Origin of the sequence: Microbacterium luteolum (assembly GCF_039533965.1) — a bacterium.
Lineage (GTDB): Bacteria > Actinomycetota > Actinomycetes > Actinomycetales > Microbacteriaceae > Microbacterium > Microbacterium luteolum.
Genome location: NZ_BAAAUN010000001.1, coordinates 2,263,076 through 2,285,643, shown reverse-complemented (window position 1 = coordinate 2,285,643; position 22,568 = coordinate 2,263,076). Strand labels below are relative to the sequence as shown.

Here is a 22,568-nt window from a genome sequence, read left to right as displayed (position 1 = left end):
CGTGTCGTCCCTCGTCATCTCATTCCCCCCACACTGGCGGATGCCGCTGGGCCCACCCGATCTGTTCCTCCAGCTGCGCCGCCACACTGAGCAGCATCGGGTCGGATCCGATCGCCGCCCCCGTGAGCTGCACGCCGAGCGGGAGGCCGTCGGCCGTCACATGACTCGGTATCGAGATCGCCGGAAGGCCGCTCAAGTTCTGCACCGGGGTGTAGGCCGACCACTCGAGCATCCGATACGGCGCATCTCCGCTCTGCCCGCGGTGGAAAGAGCCGAGCGGAACCGCGACCCCGGCCGAGACGGGGGAGACGGCGAGGTCGTACGACGCCAGCTTCGCGATGAACCGGTCGGCGAAGGCGGCGAGTGCCGTCGTGGACTTCACGAAGTCCGCGGCTCCGAGCCGATCGCCGCGCTGCTTCATCCACCGGGTGTCCTCCTCCAGTGCTTGTGCGTGCGCGGGCGGAAGGCCGGCGAGCAGTCCCGACACGACGCCTCCGATGTAGTCGAAGAACGCCTGCACGAGATCCGTATCCCAGGGCGCCGGGTTGGCGACCTCGACGACCTCGTGTCCGAGACCCTCGAGCATCAGGGCGATCCGATCGACCGCTGCGGTGTTCTCGGGATGGACAGCGCCGAAACCGCTGTCGGTCCAGACGGCGACACGGAGGCGGCGTGTCGCTCGGCGACGGGATGCCGCGACGAAGGACGCCGGCGCAGCGAGCTCGTGGAGCCCCCGGGGCGTTCTGACCGCCATCGCATCCAGCAGCAGTGCCGCGTCCTCGACGTTGCGCGCGAGCGGTCCGTCGGTGCTGAAGCCGAAGAACGACGAGGCGGGGGCTGCGCTCACCACGCCCCGGCTCGGCTTCACGCCGACCAGGCCGCACACCGCCGCGGGGGTCCGGATCGATCCCGCCCCGTCGCTGCCGTGCCCCACGGGAATGAGCCCGGCGGCGATCGCTGCGGCGGCCCCGCCGCTCGATCCGCTGGCCGAGCGACCGAGATCGTAGGGAGTGACCGCGGGGCGGCCGACGACGGTCGTGTCGGTGTAACAGGGGATGCCGAGCTCGGGCGCGTGCGTCGTGCCGAGCGTGACCGCCCCGGCGGCCCGGATGAGTCCGACCGCCTCCGCGTCGTGCTCGGCCGTCACGGCGGGGAGCACCGCGCTGCCGTTGGTCACCGGTACTCCGGCGATGGGCTGCAGATCTTTGAAGGCGATGGGCAGCCCCTGCAGCGGCCGGTGCGCGTCGTCCCCGCGCGCGAACCGACGATCGGCTTCCGCGGCTTCGCGCAGGGCGAGCTCCGGTGTCGTCACGACGAAGGCGCCCAGCCGCTCGCCCAGCCGATCGATGCGATCGAGATAGTGCTCCGTGAGCTCGACCGCGCTCACGGTGCGGTCGCGGAGCGCCGCGCACTGCTCGACCGCCGTGAGGTCGTGCAGGACCGTGGCCGTGGACGCGCTCATCGATCCGCCGTCCACTGCGCCGACTGCAGACCGGCGAGCTCGACGAGATCGCCGAGCGCGACGTTGTAGTCGACCACGTGCAGTCCCAGCGTGGAGGTGCTGCTCCCGGCAGGGAACAGGGAGCCACCCCCGTCGACCTGCAGCCAGCTGGCTGTGCCGGCGGCATCCGTCTGCGTTCTGCACTGGCCGGTGAGCGTGGCCTCTCGGCGCACGAAACCCGCCGGTCTGTTCTCGAGCGCGAACCCGGAGAGCACGACCGAGAGGTGACCGTTCGGCAGCACGACCGTGCCCTCGAGCAGGCGATTGGTCGGCAGGTAGGCGTCCAGAGGCGTTGCGGCGCCCGCGGCGACTCCGGCGATCAGGGCCGCCGGGTTGACGCAGAGGATGCGATGCGCGGCGTCGACGCTGCGTCCGAACTCGGCATCGGCGGCGGGGGCGGAGCCCCCGGCCATCGCGTAGCTCGAGTACCCCACCAGGCATCCGGTGGGCATCGATGCCGCTGCCGAAGTGCGCGTGCAGACCGGCATCCCCGGGATCGTCTCGTGATCGGCCGGCCCGGTGCCGTCCGCCACCTGCACGTCGCCGCCGAGCAGGTAGGCGGCGATGAGCTGCTCGCGGGGAGCCGAGCCCGCGTCGAACTCCTCCTGCAGCAGCGTGACGAGGTCCGCCGTGCCCTGCGAGTGCCCGAGCAGGACGACACCGCGCCGCTGACCCGTCACCGGGTCGATGTTGTCGTTCTCCCAGTAGTCCGCCCACGCACCGGCGACGTCCATCGCACCGGTCGTGTAGTCGGCGTCCGTGCCGGTGAGCACACCTCCGACCAGGCTGAGCAGCGGCGCCTGACGGTACACCGGCACGAAGAGTCGGCAGGTGCTCGCGAACCGGCCCACCTGCGTGAGCGTGACGGCGAGGTGGGTGTCCTGCGGCTGCGGGGGGAGCGATCCGATCTGCAGCACCGGGTTGGGCGTGAGGTCGACGGTCGGATAGACGGAGAAGCAGTCGACGGCGGGGGCTGCCGGGCGCGGAAACGACTCGTGCGTGGGCGTGCTGGTCACGTTGATCGCGTCGAGCGTGACATCCGCACCGCTGCCCAGGTAGCGGGCGGTGAACTCCGCCCCCGCGGCTCCCCGCTGCGGCGAGCCCACGGCATCCTGATTGCAGGGGTTGGCGGGGGTGCCGGGACGACACAGCCACACCGTGTCGGCGAGGGGCGCGGCCACGGTCCCCGCCACGGAGGAGGACTCCTCGAGGGGAGCCGGTGTCGCCGCGGCCCGGTCGGCGATGACCCCGGTGGCGATGACGGCGAGCGCGGTCACCACCGCCGCCATCCCGCGCCGCGCATGCACCCGCGACGCGCTCAACGGACGCCTCGGATCGGCTGGATCGCGAGCGCGCCCAGCAGGCTGAACGCCGCAGCGCCGATGAACAGCGCCGTGTAGTTGCCGCCGGAGCCGATCGCGAGGAAGAGGGGAGCGATCGCAGGTGCGACCATCTGCGGCACCGCGTTGGCGATGTTGAAGACCCCGAGATCCTTGGCGGCGGTGGCGCCGCCGTTCGGGAGGACCTGGGCGACCAGCGCGAGGTCGACGGCCAAGTAGGTGCCGAGCGCGAGTCCGCCGATCACGATGCCGACGAGGAAGGTCTCCCAGGTCTGCGCCGTGGCCACGACGATCATGGCCACGCCGTACAGTGCCGCCGAGCCGAGCACGAAGATCTTGCGACGACGCAGCCGGTCGGAGAGCCAGCCGCAACCGACCGAGCTGACGACCACGGCGGCGGTCAGCAGGAGGGTCGACTGGAGGACGAGCCCCGGGATCGCTGCGGCATCGAAGCCGAGCTGATCGGAGAGGTAGTACACCTGGTACGTCTGCAGGATCGCGAAGCCCGTCATCATCAGGAACCGTCCGAGCCAGGCCCAGCCGAACGCACGGTGCCGCAGCGGGTTCACCCAGAAGCTGCGCGCGAAGGCGCGGAAGTCGTAGCGGCTGCGGTCGGCAGGGTCCAGCCGGCGGTCGCGAAGAACCAGGGACAGTGCGATCACGGTGGCGGCCGCGAGCGCTCCGGGCACGAGGAACATCAGCGCCACCGAGGTGCCCACGAGCTGGACGAGGAAGACGCCGGTGACGACGCCCACGGCCTGGCACATGCCGACGAGGCCGGAGACCTTGCCCCGCTGCAGCTCGGGGACGTGGTCGATGAGCAGTGCGGCGAGCGCGGCGTTGAGGGCGCTGAAGCCCAGCTGCGTGATGCACCAGCCGAGGAGCATCATCGGGATGGACGCGCTCATCGAGAGGATGACGAGCCCGATGAGCCCGACCAGCAGTCCGCCCAAGAGCCAGGGTCGGCGCATGCCCCAGCGGCTCGTGGTGCGGTCGCTGAGCTGACCGAAGAAGGGGCCGGAGAGCAGAGCGACCACGGCGGCGACGCCGAGGACGAGCGAGAGGCTCGCCGGGGCGTTCTCGGGGTCGAGCTGCTGGATGCGCAGAGCGAGGGTGACTGAGAGTGGAGCGAGGGTCGCGACCGCGACCCCGAGCACGGCGGCGACGAACGCCGTGATGAATCCCGCGCTCGCAGGGGGAGCGGTGCGCGGCGGTGCGGGATCCTGTGCGGTGGCGATCGGGCCGTCAGCGTTGGTCGTCATATCTGAACCTCCTCATGGGGTCGTGCCGGATGGGTGAGTGAATTTTACTAACAACTCAGTAAAAAACGCTAGCGAAACTGACAACTCGTTCAGATACGGATACGATCGCACCGTGCCCCCGCAGACTCGACGCATCGCCACGTCCGCCCGGGGCGCCCGCCGCAAGGAGCAGATCGTGAGTGCGGCGCTCGAACTCTTCGCGAGCGGCGGCTACCGCGGCACCGGCATCACCGAGGTCGCCGATCAGGTCGGCATCACGGAACCCGCCGTCCTCTACCACTTCGGAACGAAGGTCGGACTGCTGCGCGCTGTCGTCGAGCAGCACGCCGGCGTCAGTCGCTCCTTCGCCGCCGACGTCGCCGACCTCGGTGGTCTCGCCGGACTCCGCGAGATCCCCGGGTTCACGCGGCGCAGCATCGAGGAGCCCGCGCTGATCAAGCTCTTCGCCGTGCTCCTCGCCGAGAACTTCGAATCCGATGCGCCGGCGCACGACTTCTTCGTGGAGCACTACCGTGCGCTCCGCGTCAGTGTCGCAGCCCTCATCGAGGCCGGTCAGGAGCGCGGCGAGATCCGCAGCGATGTGGACCCGACGCTGAAGGCGATCGAGATCCTCGGCGCCCTCGACGGCATCGCGAACCAGTGGCTGCTCGACCCCGACGAGGTCGACTTCGCCGCCTGTATCGACTCCTACGTCACCGCACTGGAGCGCGACCTGACCCGCTGAGTCCGGGTGATCCCGCCCGGAACCTCTTGACACGCCCTCCGCAACGTTCTAACGTACAACCAAATGGTTGCACAAAGAGAATTGAGCGAAGCGGAGGTCGACCGTGTGTTCCACGCATTGGCGACGTCGACCCGGCGTGACATCCTGCGCCGGACGATCGAGCGGGAGCAGTCCGTCTCGACCCTCGCCTCCGAATACGAGATGTCGTTCGCCGCGGTACAGAAGCACGTCGCCGTGCTCGAAGCCGCGAACCTCATCGTCAAGCGCGCCGAGGGACGCGAGCGGCTCGTCCGCGCGAACCCCGAGATGATCGCCCGTGCCAGGGCGCTCCTCGCCCGATACGAAGAGCTGTGGCGGTCGCGCATCGCCCGACTCGACGACCTGCTGGCGTCCCCTTCGACAAGCTCAGGGACCCAGCGAGAAGACACCCACAAGAAGAACGACCGACCTGAGGAAAGAGACTGACAATGCCTGTCACCGACGTCATCACCGACACCGACAACCTGACCATGACGGTCGTGGCCGATTTCGCCGCCCCCGTCGAGCGGGTCTGGAGCGCCTACAGCGACCCGCGCCAGCTCGAGCGCTTCTGGGGCCCTCCCGGATGGCCGGCGACCTTCGGCGAATGGGATCACACGGTCGGCGGGCACGCCGTCTACACGATGAACGGCCCGCGCGGCGAGCGTTCATCGGGATCATGGGAGTTCCTCGCGATCGAGGCGCCGCACCGCTTCGAGGTGCTCGACTCGTTCGTCGACGAGGATGGCAAGCCGCTCGAGGGATTCCCGGCACAGCGGATGTCGTTCGACTTCGAGTCGACCGCCGAGGGCACCCGCATGGTGACGACGAGCCACTTCGCGTCGGTCGAGGCCATCGAGCAGGTCGTCTCCATGGGCCAGGTCGAGGGCATCAAGATGGCGATGTCGCAGCTCGACGCCGTGCTGGAGGACCTCCGCGACTACGCGCAGGGCAAGGGCACGAACGTTGAGCTCCTCGACGACACCCATGTCCGCATCACCCGCCTGGTCGAAGGACCGCGCGAACTGGTCTGGCGAGCCCACAATGAGCCCGAGCTCATGAAGCAGTGGCTGCTCGGCCCCGACGGCTGGGAGATGACGGAGTGCGTCGTCGCCACCGAGGTCGGCCAGACCTACCGCACCTCGTGGGCTCCGATCGGCGACACCGAGGGCCAGGCGTTCGGGTTCGAGGGCGAAGCGCTGCTGATCGACGGTCCGCGAAGGTCGGTGCAGACTGAGCGGATGGTCGGGATGCCGGTCGAGACGCTCAACGACCTCAACCTGTACGAGGAGGACGGCGCGACGCTCATCACACTCTTCATCGAGTACCCCGACAAGGAGACGCGCGACATGATCCTCGCCACCGGCATGGCCGACGGCATGGAGACCTCGTACGCGCGACTCGAGAAGGAGCTGCTCGCCGTCTGAGCGTGCACGATTCAGTCAAAACCGGCCGATCCGTTCGCGGATCGGCCGGTTCTCGCGTTCAGCGCGGCGTTCTTCCTGAATTGTGGACGGCCGTCGAGCGCGCCTGCGACCCGGATGCTGTCGCTCGATCCACCCGGGCGGGATAAAGTGGCGACACGATGAGGATCACGCGCCGCACTCTGCTCATGGGCGCCGGAGTCGGCGCCGTCTCGGTGCTCCTGGCGTCGTGCACACCCGATCCGGAGCCGACGCCGACCCCGACGCCGACCCGCGAGCCGCAACCGCAACCGGGTGTGCCGGAGCCTTCCGCCCGCCTCCGCAGTTCCTGGACCACCGATCCGTTCTCCTACGGCGCCGTGAGCTTCACCCCGGTCGGCGTGCTCGCCGAGACCCGGTCGCAGCTCGCCCGTCCGGTCGTCGATCGCGTGTTCTTCGCCGGCGAGGCCACGGATGTCGACGAGCCCGGCACGATGCGCGGTGCGATCCGCTCGGGTGCTCGGGCGGCGGATGAGGTCGAAGACCTTGCGGAGGCAGGCGAACGCATCGCCGTCATCGGCGCGGGCCTCGCGGGTGCGACGGTGGCAGCGCGTCTCGCGGCGGCTGACATGCAGGTCACGGTCTTCGAGGCGCGGGATCGCATCGGCGGCCGGGTCCATTCGGTTGTCGACGACTCCTGGCCGATGCCCGTGCAGCTCGGCGCATGGCTCTTCGGCGAGGGCGACGACGACCTCCGCGAGCGCATGGAGGCGTGGGAGATCGGGACCGTCGATCTCGCCCCCGAGCAGTGGCATACCCCCGACGGTGATGCCGATCCGGTGGATCCGCAACCGCTGCAGGCAGCGATCGCAGCGGCGCAGGCCGCGCCCGCCGATGTCGCGCTGTCCGACGCGCTCGTCGAGGCGGGCGCAGACCCCGAGGACCCGTCGACGGCGGCGCTCCTCGCCTACCTCGCGACAAGGGCGGGCGCGGATGCCGCAGAGCTCTCCAGCTGGTTCCCGCCGCTGCTGCCTGCGGCTCCCGTGGCGGGTGCGCGCGATGATCTCACTCCTCTCGTCGAGGATGCCCTCGACGGAGTCGAGGTCTCGCTCTCCTCGCCGATCAGCCGGCTCGCCTACGACGACGCCGGGGTCAGTGTGCGGCTCGGCACGGGGGAGGCGCTGTCCTTCGACCGCGTGATCGTCACGGTGCCGCTCGGCGTGCTGCAGGAGCAGGACCTCGAGTTCGACCCTCCGCTCCCGTTCGTCAACCGCACCGCGATCGGCACCCTCGGTATGGGGCGCATCGAGACCATCTGGCTGCAGTTCGACGAGCCGTTCTGGGACACGGAAGCCGCGATCTGGCACACGGTGGGCGCCGACGTCGGCATCCGCACCTGGATCAATCTGCGTCCCGCGACGGGCGAGAACATCCTCGTCGGGATCGTCGGTGGCGCGGCGGCGGAGGAGTTCGCCGACCTCGACGACACCGAGGCTCTCGAGTCGGCGATGGAATCGCTCGCGATCTACGCGCCCTGACGCGCGCTCAGCGCCAGCTCGCCGCGATCGCCGTCCGCGTGCTCACCCGCATCGTCGGGAGCGGGATCGCGCCACTCCTTCCGTGTCGGCATCCGGCTGATCAGCACGAGTCCCGAGGCGACCAGCGCGAAGACCGCGAGCGCCACGGCGGAGAAGGTGAGGAACTCCACGGGCCCACTGACCTGCCGCGGGTCGAGGAAGTAGTACGGGTACCAGCCGATCAGGGGGCCGCGCCAGAGGGTGAACGCACCCCAGAGGAGCGGGTAGGCCAGGGCGATCGGCACGACCCGCCACGGCACGGAGCGATGACCGGGCGCCAGCGCCCAGGCCGCGATCGTGCACGCCGGAAGCCAGAAGTGCAGCACCTGATCCGACCACGGCACGTCGATGCGGATGCCGCGCTCGCCGCCCTGCCAGACCATCACGGCGAACACGATGCCGGCGGTGATCGTCCAGGAGAGCACCAGCGCGAGCGCGACCGTGAGCCAGCGCGGGTCCTCCGTGCGCCGCAGCGCGATCACGCCCGCGATGATCAGCAGCACCACGAAGGCGATGTTCGACTGGTTCGTCAGGTAGGCGAAGAAGTTCTGACTGGCGATCGTGTTCGACGCGAGACCCCAGCTCAGTCGGTGGATCAACGAGATCAGGCAGATGGCGGCCGCACCGAGGCGGAGCACGCCGAAGACCGTGCGGGCCTTCACCGTCGCGTCACCGTCCATGCCATCAGCCGAGTCTACGGATCGGAGCCCGGAGAGCCGCTGACCCACGTCGGATCAGGCGATCGCGCGGAATCAGGAGGTTACCTCGCGAAACGGCCTGATTCCGCGCGTCAGCCTGATTCCGCGCGGCCAGGTCGCCCAGCCTCAGCGGCGGGGGCTGCGGGTCGACCAGAGTGCCAGCACGACGAGCACGGGCTGGAAGAACAGGCGCACGAAGCGCTTCATCTCGGTGTCGAGCCCGAAGCCGTCGCGGTGATGCATCCACTGGGCAAGGTTGCCCGGGAACACGGCGACGAAGAACAGGGCGGCGATGACGCCGACCAGGCCGCGGCGGCGGCGCGCGAGCAGCAGGGCCGAACCCAGCGCGATCTCGACGACACCCGAGGCCACCACGGTCACGTCGGGGTCGAGCGGCAGCGACTCGGGCACCTGCGCCTGGAACTCCTCACGAGCGACCGTCAGGTGCGAGACCCCGGCGAAGACGAGGGACGAACCCAGGAAGATGCGGCCGATGGTGCGGGCGGGAGTCGACATGGTGCGAGTGTACGCCGCGGCATCCGCTGGTCAGATGAGGCGGCGGAGCGCCTCTTCGAGAGAGACGCCCTGCGCCTCTGCGCGATCGCGCAGGCGGGCGTGCTCGTCGCCGGAGAGTGCGAGTCGCACCTCGATCGGGTCGTCGACGGGGGCGTCGAGACCGTCGAGCAGATCGGATGCCTCGGCCCAGAGGGGCTCAGCAGCAGCGGGTGCCGCAGGAGCCGCCGGGGCAGCCGGGGGCGCCGCGCTCGCCGCGATCGGTGCGGATGCCGCGACAGCCGCCCCGGCTTCCGATGCGCGGGTGAATCCCGGGCCGCGGCGCGGCTCCTGCTTGTTCTTGTACGCGGTCGCCGCAGCGTTCGCCCGTTCGTCTGCGGCCTCGTTCAGATCGTCGCCCGCGTGGCCCTTCACCCAGGAGAACTGCACGTCGCGTCCGCGCATGGCCTCATCGATGCCTTCGAGCAGATCGCGGTTGAGGACGGGCCCGCCGTCGGACTTGCGCCATCCCTTGCGCTTCCACCCGGGCATCCACTTCGTCACCGAGTCGATCACGTAGCGGCTGTCGCACCAGATATGCAGCTTCTCGTCGGTGCCGGCGGTCGCCTTCAGCAGCTCGAGTACGGCCTGCAGCTCGCCCTGGTTGTTCGTGCCGTGCGGTGAACCACCCGCCGCCCAGTTGTCGTCGTCGATGTACCAGGCCCACCCGTTGGGGCCGGGATTGCCCAGGGCGGAGCCGTCTGCGGCGGCGGTGATCGTCATCCCTCAACCGTAGCCGGGGGCGATGACGCCGCCGGACGAACGTCAGCCCTGCGGAGCGCGCCGGGCATCGGCGGCATCGAGCCCGCGCCGCATCTCCTCCCGGGCCTCGGCCGCCCACGGACCGGACCAGGTGAGGGGGATCTCGGTCATGAACCGTCGCTCCTCGGCGGGGATCCTCGCCACCACGGCATCCGGATCCGAGGCGGCCGTCTCGTAGAGCGCCGGACCGTCGGCGTAGTAGGGGTCGGTGAGCACCAGCCGGTCATCCCCGCCGCGCATCACATTCGACGGGTTCTCATCCAGCGGGCCGCACCAGGGCAGCTCGGCCTGCGCCCGCGTGTGGATCCGGCGGATGCTGTCCACCAGCGTCGCGACCTCGGGCGTGCCGTCGGCGATCAGCGCGTGGAAGGCGACGGCATCCGCTTCGTCGGCCTCGCGCAGCCACTCCATGATCTGCAAGTCGCCCCCGCCGGCGAGGCGCTGGTGCGCGAACAGCGTCGGGACCTGACCGGTTCCTGCCGCGTCCCGGTACAGCTCTGCCGTGTACGGACCGGTCGGATCGAAGGGGCTGATCCGTGCGACGACCTCTCCATCGGGAGAGCGTAGGGCGATGGCCCAGTCCCCCGCGCCGCACGGCTGCCACCCGGCTTCCCGGAACAGCCGGTCCGCATCGCGGTGATCGGCGTCCGGTTCGAGCTGCGACAGGAGAAACGCGGCGGGGTCAGTCGCCATCGGATTCGGGTTCGTCGTCCGGCTCGGTTCCCGGTTCGCGGCTCTCGATCGAGTCGGCGGCGGGAGGAACAGGGGCGACCGGGAACACGATCGAACTCACGTCGACTCCGAGTCCGAGCGCCATCGGGTCGACCGACGGCACCTCCTCGAGGACGTCCGCACCCTCGCGGAGGAGCGGCTCGGACGGAAGCGTCCACTGGTTCTCTTCTTCATCCTTGCGGTGCTGGAACAGTCCCATGAGTCCTATTCTCGCGCCGTCCGCCGGCCGCGAGCACCGATTCACACCGGATTGATCGGATGCCGCATCGGCCGAGTCGCGCCCGGCGTCATTCGGTGCGCTTGGACGCTTCGCGCACGGCGTCGACCAGAGCCCGCCACGGGCCGTCGACCTCGGCGTCGCTCAGGTCGCGCTCTCGTCGTTCGGAGGGAGTGCGCGCGCGGATGGTCCACACGAAGCAGTCAGCGCCGGGTGCGGCATCCGTTTCCTGATCCCAGGGGCAGCGGTCGATGAGGGCGATCCAGTCGTCAGCGTCTGGTGCCTCGGCCTCGACCCGCCATTGGCGACGGATGCCGGCGATGCCGCCGGAGCGCACGATCGCGATCACGACGCGGACATCAGTCGGAGGAGGGGACTCGCTCATCTTCATAGACTCCCACGGTGCTCCACGCGCGTCGAGCGGCTGTGGCGGTCTCTTCGCCCAGCTCGGTCGCCGCGGCCACGGTGGCGTCGGCGAATTCGGTGAAGGTCGCGGTGCTCGAGAGCCCGCCGGTGAGGGCGTTGTACCAGACGGTGCCCGCGGCCTCCCAGGCGTTGCCGCCGAGATCGATCGCGAACAGCGCGAACGCCCGGTTGGGGATGCCGGAGTTGATGTGCACCCCGCCGTTGTCTTCCGTGGTGCGGACGAAGCCGCTCATATGCGCCGGCTGCGGATCCTTGCCCAGCTCGTCGTCGTCATAGGCCGTGCCGGGCTCGATCATCGAGCGCAGCGCCTTGCCCTCGACGGCATCCGTGAAGATCTCGGCGCCGATGAGCCAGGTCGCCTTGTCGGCCGTCTGCCCCAGGGAGTACTGCTCGGTCAGGGCGCCGAACACGTCGGCGATGGATTCGTTGAGCGCACCGGGCTGCCCCTGGTACTCGAGGTTCGCGGTGTGCTGCACGACGCCGTGGGCGAGCTCGTGCCCGATGACCGTCGTGGAACCGGTGAAGTCCTGGAACACCTCTCCGTCGCCGTCGCCGAAGACCATGCGCTCGCCGTCCCAGAACGCGTTGTCGTAGTCGACGCCGTAGTGCACGGTCGCGTCGAGGGGAGCACCGGCGTCGTCGAGGGAGTTGCGGCCGAACGCGGAGAGGAGCATCTCGAACGTCGCCCCGAGACCGTCGAAGGCCTCGTTCACGGCGGCGTCGTCGACGGAGCCGTCGTCTTCCGTGCGCACGACGGCGCCGGGGAGCTGCTGCGTGTTGCCCGCGTCGCTGATCGTGCGATTCGGCGCGTCGGAGAGCTGCGCGACGAGGGCGCCGTTCTCGTCGATCGAGAGGTCGATGCGCGCACGGAACGGCGGCCTTCCGGCGGTGAGCGTCTGCCGCGCGGCGGCGGCGGCCTTGGGGAAGCGACCCGACTCGGCCAGGCGCGCGAGCAGATAGGAGGGGACGACCCCGTGACGTTCGAAGGATGCTGTGCTGCTCATGGTGCGACCCTACGCCGGGGCGCCGACGTTCAGCATCGGACGTTCGGCCACAGCCGGGTTCCGGATGGTGTCGGATGCCGTCGCCCACACCTCCCAGACCTGATTTGAGATTGAGAATCGTTATCAATAGGGTGTAAAGCCTATGGATTCCTCCTCTCACCATGGCCGTCGTGCCGTGCCCCTGGCTGCACTGGCGCTCGCCCTGCTCGTTCTCCCTGCCTGCGCCGTGCCAGCGTCTTCGTCACCGGTTGCCGCGCCCTCCGCGGCAACCGACGGTCACGGCATCCAGGCCGGCGCGGCCGCCGAGGTCGCCTCTCCGGCCCGCGCGCTGGTGATCGCCGACGACGAGGGCGAGGTCACGCTGCTCGATCTCGAGTCCGAGGAGCGCGCGGTGATCTCGCCCGCGGCGTCCGATGTCGAGCGGATCGACGCCGATGGGCGCCTCGTCTACGTCGCGCATCGCGACGGGGAGCGGACGAGCGTCGATGTCGTCGACACCGCGCGCTGGACCGTGCCGCACGGCGACCACACGCACTCGTTCCTCGGGGAACCGCACCTCGTGGGGACCATCGACGGTGCTGGCGAGGCGCGCGTGACCGCCGGTGCGCAGCGTGCGACCGTGCAGTTCTCGGGCGGCGAGGTCGTGGACCTCCCGCACGAAGACCTCGCCGACGGACTCGACGGCGTACCGCGCGTGACGATCGCCTCCGCTGGTCCCGTCGTCTCCTTCGCCGCGCACCTGCTCGTCGCGAGCTCTGCCGACACGGTCGAGATCCTCGACGCCGAGGGCGCTCCCGTCGACGGCGGAACGACTCCCTGCACCGCCGCGTCAGATGCCGACATCACGCGTGTCGGCGCCGTCTTCACCTGCGCGGAGGGGGCCGTGCTGTTCACCCGCGAGGTCGGCGGGGCGATCGCGACGGAGTCCCTCCCCCTCCCCGCCGGCGCGCCGGCTGCCGTGGACCTCTCCGGACGCGCCGATCGCCCCGACCTCGCCGGTGTCGCGGGTGAACAGGGGGCGTGGCTGCTCGACGTGCGTGCCCGGCAGTGGACGCTGCTCTCCTCCGACGTGCCCCTCCTGCGTGCTGTCGCCGTCGGCGACGACGACAGCCGGACCGTCGTGCTCGACGCCGACGGCCGGGTGCGGGTGCTCGCCGCCGACGGCACCGTGCTCGCCCGCACCGAGCCGCTGCTCGCGGCATCCGTCGCCGACCCCGTGCTCCGCGATCGCGTGCATCTCGTTGTCGACGCGGAGCACGCCTACGTCTCCGACCCCGCAGCCGGCGCCGTGCACGAGATCGACCATGCCGACGGCATCGTCACCCGCACGTTCACCGACCTCGATCCCCGATTCCTCAGCCAGGTCGGCTGACCCGGCCCACAAGCAACCACACACAAGCAACACCTCGCAGCACCACACCCAAGAAAGAGAGACACCATGTCCCGACCTGTCCGCCGCCGCCTCGCGGCCGGCGCGCTGACCGCCCTCGCGGTCGCCGCGCTCGCCGGATGCGCGACCGCCTCGCCCACGGCATCCGGTGGTTCCGCCGCCCCCGAAGAGAAGCACGAGGCCGACACCCGCGTGGCCGTCACCCATGACGGGGGCGTGGTCGTGCTCGACGGCGAGACCCTCGAGCAGATCGACCAGGTCGAGCTCGGCGGCTTCCTCCGCGTCAACGGCGCCGGCGACCACGACGGACACGTCTTCGTCACCGCGGAGGACGGCTTCCACGTGCTCGACACCGGTCTCGCCTCCGACACCGTCGAGTTCACCGGCGAGGTCTTCGAGGCCGTCGCCGCCGGTCACGCCACCCCGCATGCCGGGCGCACCGCCCTGTTCGACGACGGCACCGGAGAGATCCGGATCTTCGACACGGACGCCGTCGGCGCCGGCACGCTCCCGGAGATCGACACGATCACCTCGGCTGCCGCGCACCACGGCGTCGCGATCGAACTGTCCGACGGCACCGCGCTGGCGACGATCGGCACGGAGGAGGCCCGCACCGGTGTGCGGCATCTCGCGGCCGACGGCACGGAGCTGGCCCGCAACGAGGAGTGCCCGAGCGTGCACGGCGAGGGCGCGCTGAAGGGCGAGGCCGTCATGTTCGGCTGCGAGGACGGCGTGCTGCTGTTCGCCGACGGCGCCTTCACCAAGCTCGATGCGCCGGATGAGTTCGGCCGCACCGGTAACGCGTACGTGACCGACACGAGCACGATCGCCTTCGGCGACTACAAGACCGACCCGGATGCCGAGGGCTACCTGCTGTCGAAGCTCGTGCGCATCGACACCGAGACTGAGGAGCTCTCGGTCATCGACCTGCCCGAGGGCGTCGAGTACACCTGGCGCGGAGTCGGACGCGACGGACACGACAACGTCGTGGTGCTGAGCGCCGACGGCAGCCTGTACCTGCTCGACGAAGACGGCGAGGTCATCGACCAGTGGAGCGTCATCGAGCCGTGGGAGAGCCCCGCGGAGTGGCAGCAGCCGCACCCGGGTCTGCGTGTCGTGGGTGACATCGCCTACGTGACGGAGCCCGCGTCGGACAAGATCCTGGCGATCGACCTGCACTCGGGTGAGGTGTCGGCATCCGCTGTTCTCGACGTCGTGCCGAACGAGTTCGTCGTGGTCGGCGCCGCCGGTCACTGAGAGGAGTCCGAAGGGCGGGTCCGCGGGTGGCGGGTCCGCCCTTCGGCGTGTGCCTCAGGCAGTTCCCTCGGGCTCGATGCTGAGCACGGTGGTCCGCATGCCGTCGGACTCGTACAGCACCGGCATGCCGGGGTGCGCGATCGAGAACCAGAAGACGCCGTCTTCGGTGTCGTACTTCCGGCAGGTGAGCTCGCCCAGGGGCGACGACAGGGACACGGTCGACACGCTCGTCGTACCGGCGTCGAAGGCCGCGTGGCCCTGCAGCTCGGCCCAGGTCACGCGGCTGGATACGACCGCCTTCGGGTCCTCGGCATCCCAGCGGTCGAGCGTGGCGCCCTCGGCATCCGTCTCGCTGAATCGGTTGACGTGCTCGCCCAGCGGTCCGTCCGGTCCTTCGAGGAGCAGCCGGATCACCTTGCCGGATCCGGTCGCGTCGCGGATCTCGTCGGCCGTGAAGGGCGTCGGCAGCAGTCCGGGTCCGAGCAGGTGCGGGTCAGGAGTGTCCATCCGGCCATTCTCCGTCCTCGCGGCAGGGTCCATGTGCCCAACTCAGCAAGAACGTCGCGCATCGGCTCGAAATCGGGTCGGTTCCGGTGCCGAGCCCACTTTCTGACTGAATTGTGCACACCCGGTCGCCGACCGCCCCTCTCGACCGCATCTTGACAGGATTGCGTTCTGTATACAGAATACGAGGGAGCCCTCAGAGGCTTCCCGACACGATCTTCCGATGATGAAAGAGGTAGCGAGATGGCACGTGCGAACGTGACGCGGTATCTGGCACTGGGTGCTGCCGGCGCTCTGGCACTGGGACTCGCCGCATGCAGCGGCGGTGGCGGAGGCGGCGGCGTGGATGCCGACGGCAAGGCCACGGTCGTCTGGTCCACCTGGGGCACCGCCGACGAGCTCACCCGCTACGAGGAGTTCAACAAGGACTTCATGGAGCGGCACCCCGACATCACCGTCAAGCTCCAGCCGGTCGCCGACTACGGCGACTACCACTCCAAGCTGCTCGCACAGCTCACCAGCAACACCGCCCCCGACGTCTTCTACGTCGGCGACGACAAGATCGGCCAGTTCGTCGACTCGAAGCGGCTGATGCCGCTGAACGAGCTGATGGACTCGAAGGACAGCCAGACCAAGAAGGACGACTTCTTCCCCGGCCTCTTCGGCGCCGCCGAGAACGACGGCGAGGTCTACGCCGCCCCCAACGACTCGAACCCCGACGTCTTCTGGTACGACAAGCAGGCGCTCGCCGCCGCCGGCATCACCGAGGACCCCGCGACCCTGGCCGAGAACGGCGAGTGGACCACCGACAAGTTCCTCGAGATGAACGCGAAGCTGCACGACGCGGGCCTCACCGGCACCATGTACTGGAACTACTGGGCCACCCACTGGAGCTGGCTGTCGTCGCAGGGCCTGGACGCTCCGTACGACGACTCGGGCGCCTTCGTCGCGAACAAGGATGCCGACACGGTCGAGGCCGTGCGGCAGCTCGGCGACCTCTTCGAGGACGGCACGTTCGTCGTCGCCGACTCCCTCCCGGACGGCGCCGGAGCCGACAGCGTCTTCGTCACGCACAAGGCCGGCTTCTTCGTGCAGGGTCGCTACACGATCGGCACGGTCGACGCGACGGGCGAGCAGGACAGCTACGACATCGTGCAGTGGCCGACCCCCGACGGCGAGGCCGCACCCACCGGAGTGGCGACGAGCTTCCTCGCGATCAACGGCAAGACCAAGGTGAAGGACGCGGCGTTCACCTTCTGGACCGAGTTCCTCTCCGCCGAGGGGCAGACCTTCCGCCTCGAGGGCGGCGGCAACGCGGTCCCGTCGATCAAGGGCGCCGACGACGTGGTGCTCGAGGGCGACTACCCCGCTCACGCGCAGACGTTCCTCGACATGCGCGACATCGGCTTCGAGGACTACCCGGCCGAGGCGATGGTCCCGGGCCTCCCGACCGCGATCGCGGATGAGTTCCTGAAGCTCTACGAGGGCAAGGCGGATGCCCAGGCGACGCTGGACACCATCGCCGACGTGATCAAGGACCGGTCGGAGAAGTAGGAGTGACCACTCTCACCGAGAACGGACGGATGCCGCAGGCCACGCCTGCGGCATCCGTCCCGCCCCTGCGCAAGGAGGCACCCTGGCGTCGACGCGATCGCCTCTGGGGCTATGTCTTCGTCGGCCCGCAGATGATCGGGATGGGCCTGTTCGTCGTGCTCCCCTTCGCCGCCAGCCTCGTGCTCGCGTTCGCGGACTGGGACGGCCTGACCGACCTGACCTGGGTGGGCTTCGCCAACTTCGCCGACCAGCTGCAGGACCCGCTGCTGGGCCGCGCCATCATCAACACGCTGATCATCGCCGTCGTCACGGTGCCGATCGGTCTCGGCCTCTCGGTGATCGTCGCGGTCGCGCTCGAGAAGCTGAAGACGCGCACGCTCTACCTGATCCTCTTCTTCGCCCCCGTCGTCACCTCGACGGTCGCGGTGGCGATGATCTGGCAGCAGATGTTCCGCTCAGACGGCCTGCTGTCGGTCACGATCTCGAAGATCTTCGGCATCACCCCGCCCGACTGGCTGCAGGATCCGAAGCTCGCCCTCCTCGCCGTCTGCATCGTCACCATCTGGTCGTCGATGGGCCTCAACGTGGTGATCTTCCTCGCCGGGCTGCAGAACATCTCGCCCTCGGTGATCGAAGCAGCGCGCATCGACGGCGCCGGCCCCTGGCGCCTGTTCACCAGCATCCGTCTGCCGCTGCTCTCGCCGATCGTCTTCTTCTCGTCGGTCGTGGCGTTCATCTCGTCGCTGCAGACCTTCGACACGGTCTACGTGCTCGTGCAGAACGCGGGTCCCGACAACGCGACCCGCACGATCGTCTACCACATCTTCGATCTGGGCTTCGGGCGCTTCGAGTTCGGCCCGTCGAGTGCGGCGAGCATCATCCTGCTCGCGCTCACGCTCGTCATCACCCTGGTGCAGTTCGGCGCACAGAAGAAGTTCGTCCACTACGAGGATGACCCCGCATGAGCATCCAGACCCCGCCCCTGACCGGTCCTGCTCCGGCGACCGACTCGACCATCGCGCTCACCGCCCCCGGGTACCGCCGGCGCGGTCGCGGAGGCCCCGGTACCGATCGAACCCGTCGGCGCCTCGGATCCACCGCCCTGCACGTCGTGCTCGTCGTCGCCGGCATCGCGATGGTGTTCCCGTTCGTGTGGATGCTGCTCACGTCGTTCAAGACGCTGCCGCAGCTGCTGAAGAATCCACTCGAGTTCCTGCCGAACCCCTGGACCTTCGACAACTACGCCGAGGCCTGGAACGCCGTGCCGTTCGCGCAGGCGTACCTCAACAGCGGGTACATCGCCCTGCTCGTCGTCGTCGGCACGCTGATCACCGCCTCGATGGCCGGCTACGCGTTCGCACGCATCCGCTTCCGTGGCAGCCGGGTGCTGTTCATCGTGTTCCTCGCGACGCAGATGATCCCGAAGCAGGTGACGCTCATCCCGTTCTACCTGCTCATGTCGAACCTCGGATGGGTGGACTCGCACCTCGCGCTGATCGTGCCGGGCATCATCGCGAACCCGTTCGCCGTGTTCCTGATGCGCCAGTTCGTGCTGGCTCTGCCGCGCGAGCTCGAGGAGGCCGCGATCGTCGACGGCGCCGGACGCTGGCGCATCTTCTGGAGCGTCGTTCTCCCGAACCTCAAGCCGGGGCTCGCCGCGCTCAGCATCATCGTCGCGCTCGACGTGTGGAACGCGTTCCTCTTCCCGCTGGTGCTGCTGAACTCGCCCGACCTCTTCACGGTGCCGCTGCTGCTGAACGCCTTCGAGAGCCAGCAGGGATCGGTCAACTACGGCCTGGTCATGGCGGCCTCCGCGATCGCGACCGTGCCGATGCTGATCGTGTTCGTGATCGGGCAGCGCAAGATCCTCAACAGCATGGCCGCCTCGGGCCTCGGAGGACGTTGATGACGGATGCCGTAGCGCTCGCCGCCCTTGCCGGACGGCACCTCGATCTGGTGTCTGCGCCGTTCACGCTGCCACGGTCGCGGGTGCTCGTGTTCCGCGAGGGTGATGGCGTGCGGGTGCACACCTCGGAGTACGAGCGGCGGCTCTCGGAGTGCCGGGTGCTCGATCGGCTGACGGTGGTGGATGCCGCGGGCGTCGCGCTGCCGCTGGCGGATGTGCTGCCCGGGAAGGTGACGTTCGGGGGCCCCTCGACAGGCTCAGGGACCCAGGAAGGTTGGGTCGCTGAGCTTGTCGAAGCGTCCCGGCCGACCGCCACGCTCACCTTCGCCGACCCGTCGACGCTGAGTCTGGGCGGGGCCGCTGGGCTGACGCTGCACCTCGAGCTCCCGGACGGCAGCGTGCAGCGGCATCCGCTCGGCGACGGCATCCGGATCCGCATCGCCGCCGACCGCTCCGTGACGGTCGAGCCGGGCGATCACGCGGCCGCGCTCGCCGCGACCGAGCGCATCTGGGCGGACTGGTTCGCGAAGTGCCCGATCGTGCGCGACGACCTGCAGGAGATGACGGCGTTCTGCTGGTGGGTCCTGGGCGCGAACATCGTCGAGCTGCCGTCGCTGGGCGATGCGCGCGCGATCGTCCCGTCGAAGATCGGCTACGTCGGCCTCTGGCAGTGGGACGCGTACTTCATCGCGGTCGGACTGCGGCACGGCGACCCGGAACTCGCGCGCGAGCAGCTGGAGATCGCCTTCCGGTTCCCGCAGCCCGACGGTCAGCTGCCGGATGTCGTGCATGAAGAGGGTGTGCTCGCCACGAGCGACGACCTCCCGGAGAGCGACCGGGCGAACCTGCGTCGCGCCGGCTCGCAGATCGCTGATCCGAGTGCGCCGGTGCCGCTGACGAAGCCGCCGCTCGCGGCGTGGGCGCTGCGCAAGGTGCTCGAGGTCGAGGATGCCCCGGACTGGGCGCGGGAGCAGCTGGCCCGCGTCATCCGCTCGCAGGACTGGTGGTTCGCGGGCAGCGACCTCGACCACGACGGGATGCCGGAGTACGGGCATCCGTACTCGTCCGGACTCGACGACAGCCCCATCTTCGACGGCCCGCTGCCGACGGCTGCGCCCGACCTCGGCGCGTACCTCGTGCGGCAGGACCTCGAGATCGCCGAGCTCCTCGCGCGGTACGAGCCGGGCGCCGACGCGTCCCGGTTCGGCGAGCGGGCGGCTGCCACCCGTACCCTGCTGCTGGACATGTGGGATGCCGAGCGCGGCAGGTTCCTCGCGTTCGGCGGGGGCGAGACGCAGCTCAGCGACACCGTCGTCGGGCTGATGCCGCTGCTCACGGGCACGCTGCCGCAGCCGATCGCGGCGGCGCTGCGCGCGGCCGTCGACGACCCCGAGAGGTTCGGCCTCGAGTGGGGTCTGCCGACCGTCGCGGCATCCGATCCCGACTTCTCGGACGAGCGGATGTGGCGGGGACCGATCTGGGTGAACACGAGCATGCTCGTCGCCGAAGGGCTCGAAGCTTCCGGATACGCCGATCGGGCACGGGCGCTCCGCGAGCAGACCGTGGCGCTGGTGATCCACGGCGGCGGACCGCACGAGTACTTCAACCCGCGCACCGGGCAGAAGGCCCGCACCGCGACCACCGCTTTCGGCTGGTCGGCCGCGCTGTTCATCGACCTCGCGGTGACGCTTTCGGGGTAGGCCTCAGGTGTGGATGAGCTGCTGCCAGTTGCCCGGCACGCGGCCCGCCGGGCCCGGCACGGGCTGATCGGCGGGATGGCTGGTCGGTGCAGCCAGCTCCGGTCCTTCGAAAGTGGACTCGTCGACGTAGTCCCAGTACCAGTCCTCGCCCGGCTCGAAGCTCTGGATGAGCCGGTGCCCTGTCTCGCGGTAGTGGGCTGTGGCGTGCTGGCCAGGTGAGGTGTCGCAGCATCCGACGTGTCCGCAGGCGGCGCAGCGGCGCAGGTGCACCCAGAATCCGCCGTCCGCGTCGCATTCCACGCACCCGGTCCCGGACGGTGCGGCATTCGTATCGATGTCGGAACTCATGTCTTCCTCTCAGAACGCCAGTGCGCGATGGACGGATGCCACGGCGCTCGATCCTTCGCCGACGGCGGCGGCGACCCGCTTCATCGACCCTCGTCGCACGTCTCCGGCGGCGAACACCCGCGGCGCCGAGGTCTCGAACGGCAGCGGCTCGCGCCCGAGGCCCTGCCACAGTTCCAGCGTCTGCACACCCACGTCGGTTCCGGTGCGGATGAACCCCTCCGCGTCGCGGTCCAGCGTCGGCAGCCACGAGGTCGCCGGGGTCGCGCCGATGAAGCAGAACAGGCCGCGGGCGTCGACCTCGCCGACGGTGTCGATGCGCACCGACTCGAGCGTGCCATCGCCGTCGAGGCCGACGACGTTCGACGAGGTGTGCACCCGCACGCGCGGATCGTCGGCGAGACGGTCGGCCAGGTAGCTCGACATCCGCGTGCTCAGGTCGGCGCCGCGCACCACGAGATGTACCGGTGAGCCGTGGGCCGAGAGGTAGAGCGCCGCCTGTCCGGCGGAGTTCGCGCCGCCGACGACCACGACGGGCTTGCCCTGCACCTGACGCAGCTCGAGCGGTGTCGCGGCGTAGTACACGCCGGACCGCTCGAAGTCCTCCCACCGGTCGAGCTCGAGACGGCGGTACGCCGCTCCCGACGTGACGATCGTGCTGCGCGTGCGGATCAGGCGGCCGTCGGACAGGGCGACGTCGAGCAGGTCGGGGCCGACGCGCGTGAGCCCGACGGCTTCGCACGGCGCATAGACCCGCACACCGAACTTCAGCGCCTGCAGGATCGCCTGGCCGATCAGGTCGCCTCCGCTGACGCCGAACGGGAATCCGAGGAAGTTCTCGATACGCGACGTCGCTGCGGCCTGGCCGCCGGGGGCGACGGCATCCAGCAGCACGGTGCTCAGGCCCTCGGAGGCGCCGTAGATGGCAGCCGCGAGCCCGGCGGGACCGCCGCCGACCACGACCAGATCGACGATCTCGTCGGCCTGCGCCTGGTAGCTGAGCCCGAGCCGCTCGGCGACGAGTCCTGGTGTCGCGCGGACGAGCGGCTCGCCCTGGATGAAGGCGACCGGAAGGTCGTCGATCGTGAAGTCGTGCGCGTCGAGAGCGCCGAGACTGTCGAGCTCTGCGGGCGACAGGGCCACCGCCTTGTGCACCAGGTCGAGGCGCTCGGCGAAACGGCGCAGCGCCAGGAAGTCGCTCGACGTCGTCGTCCCCAGGAACTTCAGGGTCATGGCGGCGGGCCCCGTGCGGAGGGACTCCCTGCGCGCCCAGAGAGCGTGCAGGATCACGTCGCACAGCTCGTCGTCCTCGTTCATCAGCGTCCGCAGTTCCGCCCGTGTCACACGGTGGATCCGCCCGGCCTTCGTCACGCGTGCGGAGAGGAACGCCCCCTGGCCGTTCAGCAGCCCGAGCTCGCCGGCGAACGTGCGCGGCCCCATCGTCGTGATGATGACCTCGCCCATCCAGGGCAGCGCGTCGCGGAGCACCTCGACCTCACCGGACTCGATCACGATGAGGTCGTACCGGGAATCACCGGTGCGGAAGACGTAGTCCCCGGCGGCGACGTCTTCCGGGGTACCGGCCGCGACGAGACGCTCCCACTGGTCGTCGGTCAGCGTCGGCGACATGATCGGATCCATCTCGACCGGTTCGGTCTGCTCTTCGATTCCGCCCACGCGCCTGCCCTTCGTTGCT

Annotated in this window: 23 protein-coding genes; 10 read left to right on the top strand and 13 right to left on the bottom strand. The window is 69.7% G+C overall.

What is annotated here, in order from left to right:
• Positions 1–19: 19 nt before the first annotated feature.
• The 3 genes from ABD648_RS10980 to ABD648_RS10970 are packed head-to-tail and all read right to left on the bottom strand — an operon-like array spanning position 20 to position 4,103.
• Positions 20–1,462, bottom strand: coding sequence for an amidase (locus ABD648_RS10980; RefSeq protein WP_282214993.1), 1,443 nt, complete (start codon positions 1,460–1,462; stop codon positions 20–22).
• Positions 1,459–2,823 carry a DUF3089 domain-containing protein gene (locus ABD648_RS10975; protein ID WP_282214992.1) on the bottom strand — a complete coding sequence of 455 codons (1,365 nt, stop codon included), beginning with the start codon at positions 2,821–2,823 and terminating at the stop codon, positions 1,459–1,461. The genes ABD648_RS10980 and ABD648_RS10975 overlap by 4 nt, the downstream gene beginning before the upstream one ends.
• Positions 2,820–4,103: an MFS transporter gene (locus tag ABD648_RS10970; protein ID WP_282214991.1), complete on the bottom strand. Its 1,284-nt coding sequence runs from the start codon at positions 4,101–4,103 to the stop codon at positions 2,820–2,822. The genes ABD648_RS10975 and ABD648_RS10970 overlap by 4 nt, the downstream gene beginning before the upstream one ends.
• Before the next feature lie 112 nt (positions 4,104–4,215).
• Here ABD648_RS10970 and ABD648_RS10965 point away from each other — a divergent pair, with 112 nt between their 5' ends.
• The 4 genes from ABD648_RS10965 to ABD648_RS10950 all read left to right on the top strand — a co-directional run bounded on the left by ABD648_RS10965 (position 4,216) and on the right by ABD648_RS10950 (position 7,786).
• The gene (locus ABD648_RS10965) at positions 4,216–4,827 is read left to right on the top strand and encodes a TetR/AcrR family transcriptional regulator (RefSeq protein ID WP_282214990.1); all 612 of its coding nucleotides are present in this window, start codon (positions 4,216–4,218) and stop codon (positions 4,825–4,827) included.
• Positions 4,828–4,890: 63 nt separating this feature from the next.
• Positions 4,891–5,292, top strand: coding sequence for an ArsR/SmtB family transcription factor (locus ABD648_RS10960; RefSeq protein WP_282214989.1), 402 nt, complete (start codon positions 4,891–4,893; stop codon positions 5,290–5,292).
• A 2-nt stretch (positions 5,293–5,294) separates the two neighbouring features.
• Positions 5,295–6,272, top strand: a complete 978-nt coding sequence (locus tag ABD648_RS10955) for an SRPBCC family protein (RefSeq protein ID WP_282214988.1) — start codon at positions 5,295–5,297, stop codon at positions 6,270–6,272.
• 158 nt (positions 6,273–6,430) lie between these two features.
• The gene (locus ABD648_RS10950; protein WP_282214987.1) at positions 6,431–7,786 is read left to right on the top strand and encodes a flavin monoamine oxidase family protein; all 1,356 of its coding nucleotides are present in this window, start codon (positions 6,431–6,433) and stop codon (positions 7,784–7,786) included.
• Here ABD648_RS10950 and ABD648_RS10945 read toward each other — a convergent pair.
• From ABD648_RS10945 to ABD648_RS10915, 7 genes are all read right to left on the bottom strand, one after another.
• A complete protein-coding gene (locus ABD648_RS10945) occupies positions 7,774–8,505 on the bottom strand; it encodes a Pr6Pr family membrane protein (protein WP_282214986.1) in 732 nt (243 codons plus the stop codon). The genes ABD648_RS10950 and ABD648_RS10945 overlap by 13 nt on opposite strands.
• Positions 8,506–8,649: 144 nt before the next feature.
• On the bottom strand, positions 8,650–9,039 hold the full coding sequence (locus ABD648_RS10940; protein WP_282214985.1) for a DoxX family protein: 390 nt from the start codon (positions 9,037–9,039) through the stop codon (positions 8,650–8,652).
• Between the two features lie 30 nt (positions 9,040–9,069).
• Positions 9,070–9,798: a ribonuclease H family protein gene (locus tag ABD648_RS10935; RefSeq protein WP_282214984.1), complete on the bottom strand. Its 729-nt coding sequence runs from the start codon at positions 9,796–9,798 to the stop codon at positions 9,070–9,072.
• Positions 9,799–9,840: 42 nt separating this feature from the next.
• Positions 9,841–10,530 (bottom strand): hypothetical protein, encoded by a 690-nt coding sequence (locus tag ABD648_RS10930; RefSeq protein WP_282214983.1) that lies wholly within the window; start codon positions 10,528–10,530, stop codon positions 9,841–9,843.
• Positions 10,520–10,768: a hypothetical protein gene (locus tag ABD648_RS10925; RefSeq protein WP_282214982.1), complete on the bottom strand. Its 249-nt coding sequence runs from the start codon at positions 10,766–10,768 to the stop codon at positions 10,520–10,522. The genes ABD648_RS10930 and ABD648_RS10925 overlap by 11 nt, the downstream gene beginning before the upstream one ends.
• 88 nt (positions 10,769–10,856) lie before the next feature.
• On the bottom strand, positions 10,857–11,171 hold the full coding sequence (locus tag ABD648_RS10920) for a protealysin inhibitor emfourin (protein WP_282214981.1): 315 nt from the start codon (positions 11,169–11,171) through the stop codon (positions 10,857–10,859).
• Entirely contained in the window at positions 11,146–12,216 is a 1,071-nt protein-coding gene (locus tag ABD648_RS10915; protein WP_282214980.1) for a M4 family metallopeptidase, read from the bottom strand. Before ABD648_RS10915 ends, ABD648_RS10920 begins: the two co-directional genes overlap by 26 nt.
• Positions 12,217–12,358: 142 nt before the next feature.
• Here ABD648_RS10915 and ABD648_RS10910 point away from each other — a divergent pair, with 142 nt between their 5' ends.
• Both ABD648_RS10910 and ABD648_RS10905 read left to right on the top strand, forming a co-directional pair.
• Entirely contained in the window at positions 12,359–13,588 is a 1,230-nt protein-coding gene (locus ABD648_RS10910; protein ID WP_282214979.1) for a hypothetical protein, read from the top strand.
• A 66-nt stretch (positions 13,589–13,654) separates the two neighbouring features.
• Positions 13,655–14,863, top strand: a complete 1,209-nt coding sequence (locus tag ABD648_RS10905) for a hypothetical protein (RefSeq protein ID WP_282214978.1) — start codon at positions 13,655–13,657, stop codon at positions 14,861–14,863.
• Between the two features lie 54 nt (positions 14,864–14,917).
• Here the strand turns inward: ABD648_RS10905 and ABD648_RS10900 are convergent, their stop codons facing one another.
• Positions 14,918–15,370, bottom strand: coding sequence for a hypothetical protein (locus tag ABD648_RS10900; RefSeq protein WP_282214977.1), 453 nt, complete (start codon positions 15,368–15,370; stop codon positions 14,918–14,920).
• Positions 15,371–15,610: 240 nt separating this feature from the next.
• Between ABD648_RS10900 and ABD648_RS10895 the strand changes: the two genes are divergently transcribed.
• The 4 genes from ABD648_RS10895 to ABD648_RS10880 are packed head-to-tail and all read left to right on the top strand — an operon-like array spanning position 15,611 to position 20,527.
• A complete protein-coding gene (locus ABD648_RS10895; protein WP_282214976.1) occupies positions 15,611–16,921 on the top strand; it encodes an ABC transporter substrate-binding protein in 1,311 nt (436 codons plus the stop codon).
• A 2-nt stretch (positions 16,922–16,923) separates the two neighbouring features.
• Entirely contained in the window at positions 16,924–17,886 is a 963-nt protein-coding gene (locus ABD648_RS10890) for a carbohydrate ABC transporter permease (RefSeq protein ID WP_282214975.1), read from the top strand.
• The gene (locus tag ABD648_RS10885) at positions 17,883–18,827 is read left to right on the top strand and encodes a carbohydrate ABC transporter permease (RefSeq protein WP_282214974.1); all 945 of its coding nucleotides are present in this window, start codon (positions 17,883–17,885) and stop codon (positions 18,825–18,827) included. The genes ABD648_RS10890 and ABD648_RS10885 overlap by 4 nt, the downstream gene beginning before the upstream one ends.
• On the top strand, positions 18,827–20,527 hold the full coding sequence (locus tag ABD648_RS10880) for an amylo-alpha-1,6-glucosidase (RefSeq protein WP_282214973.1): 1,701 nt from the start codon (positions 18,827–18,829) through the stop codon (positions 20,525–20,527). The genes ABD648_RS10885 and ABD648_RS10880 overlap by 1 nt, the downstream gene beginning before the upstream one ends.
• Before the next feature lie 3 nt (positions 20,528–20,530).
• Here ABD648_RS10880 and ABD648_RS10875 read toward each other — a convergent pair whose 3' ends face one another.
• Both ABD648_RS10875 and ABD648_RS10870 read right to left on the bottom strand, forming a co-directional pair.
• A complete protein-coding gene (locus ABD648_RS10875) occupies positions 20,531–20,875 on the bottom strand; it encodes a UBP-type zinc finger domain-containing protein (RefSeq protein ID WP_282214972.1) in 345 nt (114 codons plus the stop codon).
• 9 nt (positions 20,876–20,884) lie between these two features.
• A complete protein-coding gene (locus ABD648_RS10870; RefSeq protein WP_282214971.1) occupies positions 20,885–22,549 on the bottom strand; it encodes an FAD-dependent oxidoreductase in 1,665 nt (554 codons plus the stop codon).
• Positions 22,550–22,568: the final 19 nt, after the last annotated feature.

Bases quoted from the DNA above. Each gene is read 5' to 3' on its own strand.
- ABD648_RS10980 (WP_282214993.1), bottom strand. From the start codon at position 1,462: ATGAGCGCGTCCACGGCCACGGTCCTGCACGACCTCACGGCGGTCGAG.
- ABD648_RS10970 (WP_282214991.1), bottom strand. From the start codon at position 4,103: ATGACGACCAACGCTGACGGCCCGATCGCCACCGCACAGGATCCCGCA.
- ABD648_RS10960 (WP_282214989.1), top strand. From the start codon at position 4,891: ATGGTTGCACAAAGAGAATTGAGCGAAGCGGAGGTCGACCGTGTGTTC.
- ABD648_RS10955 (WP_282214988.1), top strand. From the start codon at position 5,295: ATGCCTGTCACCGACGTCATCACCGACACCGACAACCTGACCATGACG.
- ABD648_RS10950 (WP_282214987.1), top strand. From the start codon at position 6,431: ATGAGGATCACGCGCCGCACTCTGCTCATGGGCGCCGGAGTCGGCGCC.
- ABD648_RS10945 (WP_282214986.1), bottom strand. From the start codon at position 8,505: ATGGACGGTGACGCGACGGTGAAGGCCCGCACGGTCTTCGGCGTGCTC.
- ABD648_RS10940 (WP_282214985.1), bottom strand. From the start codon at position 9,039: ATGTCGACTCCCGCCCGCACCATCGGCCGCATCTTCCTGGGTTCGTCC.
- ABD648_RS10935 (WP_282214984.1), bottom strand. From the start codon at position 9,798: ATGACGATCACCGCCGCCGCAGACGGCTCCGCCCTGGGCAATCCCGGC.
- ABD648_RS10930 (WP_282214983.1), bottom strand. From the start codon at position 10,530: ATGGCGACTGACCCCGCCGCGTTTCTCCTGTCGCAGCTCGAACCGGAC.
- ABD648_RS10925 (WP_282214982.1), bottom strand. From the start codon at position 10,768: ATGGGACTGTTCCAGCACCGCAAGGATGAAGAAGAGAACCAGTGGACG.
- ABD648_RS10920 (WP_282214981.1), bottom strand. From the start codon at position 11,171: ATGAGCGAGTCCCCTCCTCCGACTGATGTCCGCGTCGTGATCGCGATC.
- ABD648_RS10915 (WP_282214980.1), bottom strand. From the start codon at position 12,216: ATGAGCAGCACAGCATCCTTCGAACGTCACGGGGTCGTCCCCTCCTAT.
- ABD648_RS10910 (WP_282214979.1), top strand. From the start codon at position 12,359: ATGGATTCCTCCTCTCACCATGGCCGTCGTGCCGTGCCCCTGGCTGCA.
- ABD648_RS10905 (WP_282214978.1), top strand. From the start codon at position 13,655: ATGTCCCGACCTGTCCGCCGCCGCCTCGCGGCCGGCGCGCTGACCGCC.
- ABD648_RS10900 (WP_282214977.1), bottom strand. From the start codon at position 15,370: ATGGACACTCCTGACCCGCACCTGCTCGGACCCGGACTGCTGCCGACG.
- ABD648_RS10895 (WP_282214976.1), top strand. From the start codon at position 15,611: ATGGCACGTGCGAACGTGACGCGGTATCTGGCACTGGGTGCTGCCGGC.
- ABD648_RS10885 (WP_282214974.1), top strand. From the start codon at position 17,883: ATGAGCATCCAGACCCCGCCCCTGACCGGTCCTGCTCCGGCGACCGAC.
- ABD648_RS10880 (WP_282214973.1), top strand. From the start codon at position 18,827: ATGACGGATGCCGTAGCGCTCGCCGCCCTTGCCGGACGGCACCTCGAT.
- ABD648_RS10875 (WP_282214972.1), bottom strand. From the start codon at position 20,875: ATGAGTTCCGACATCGATACGAATGCCGCACCGTCCGGGACCGGGTGC.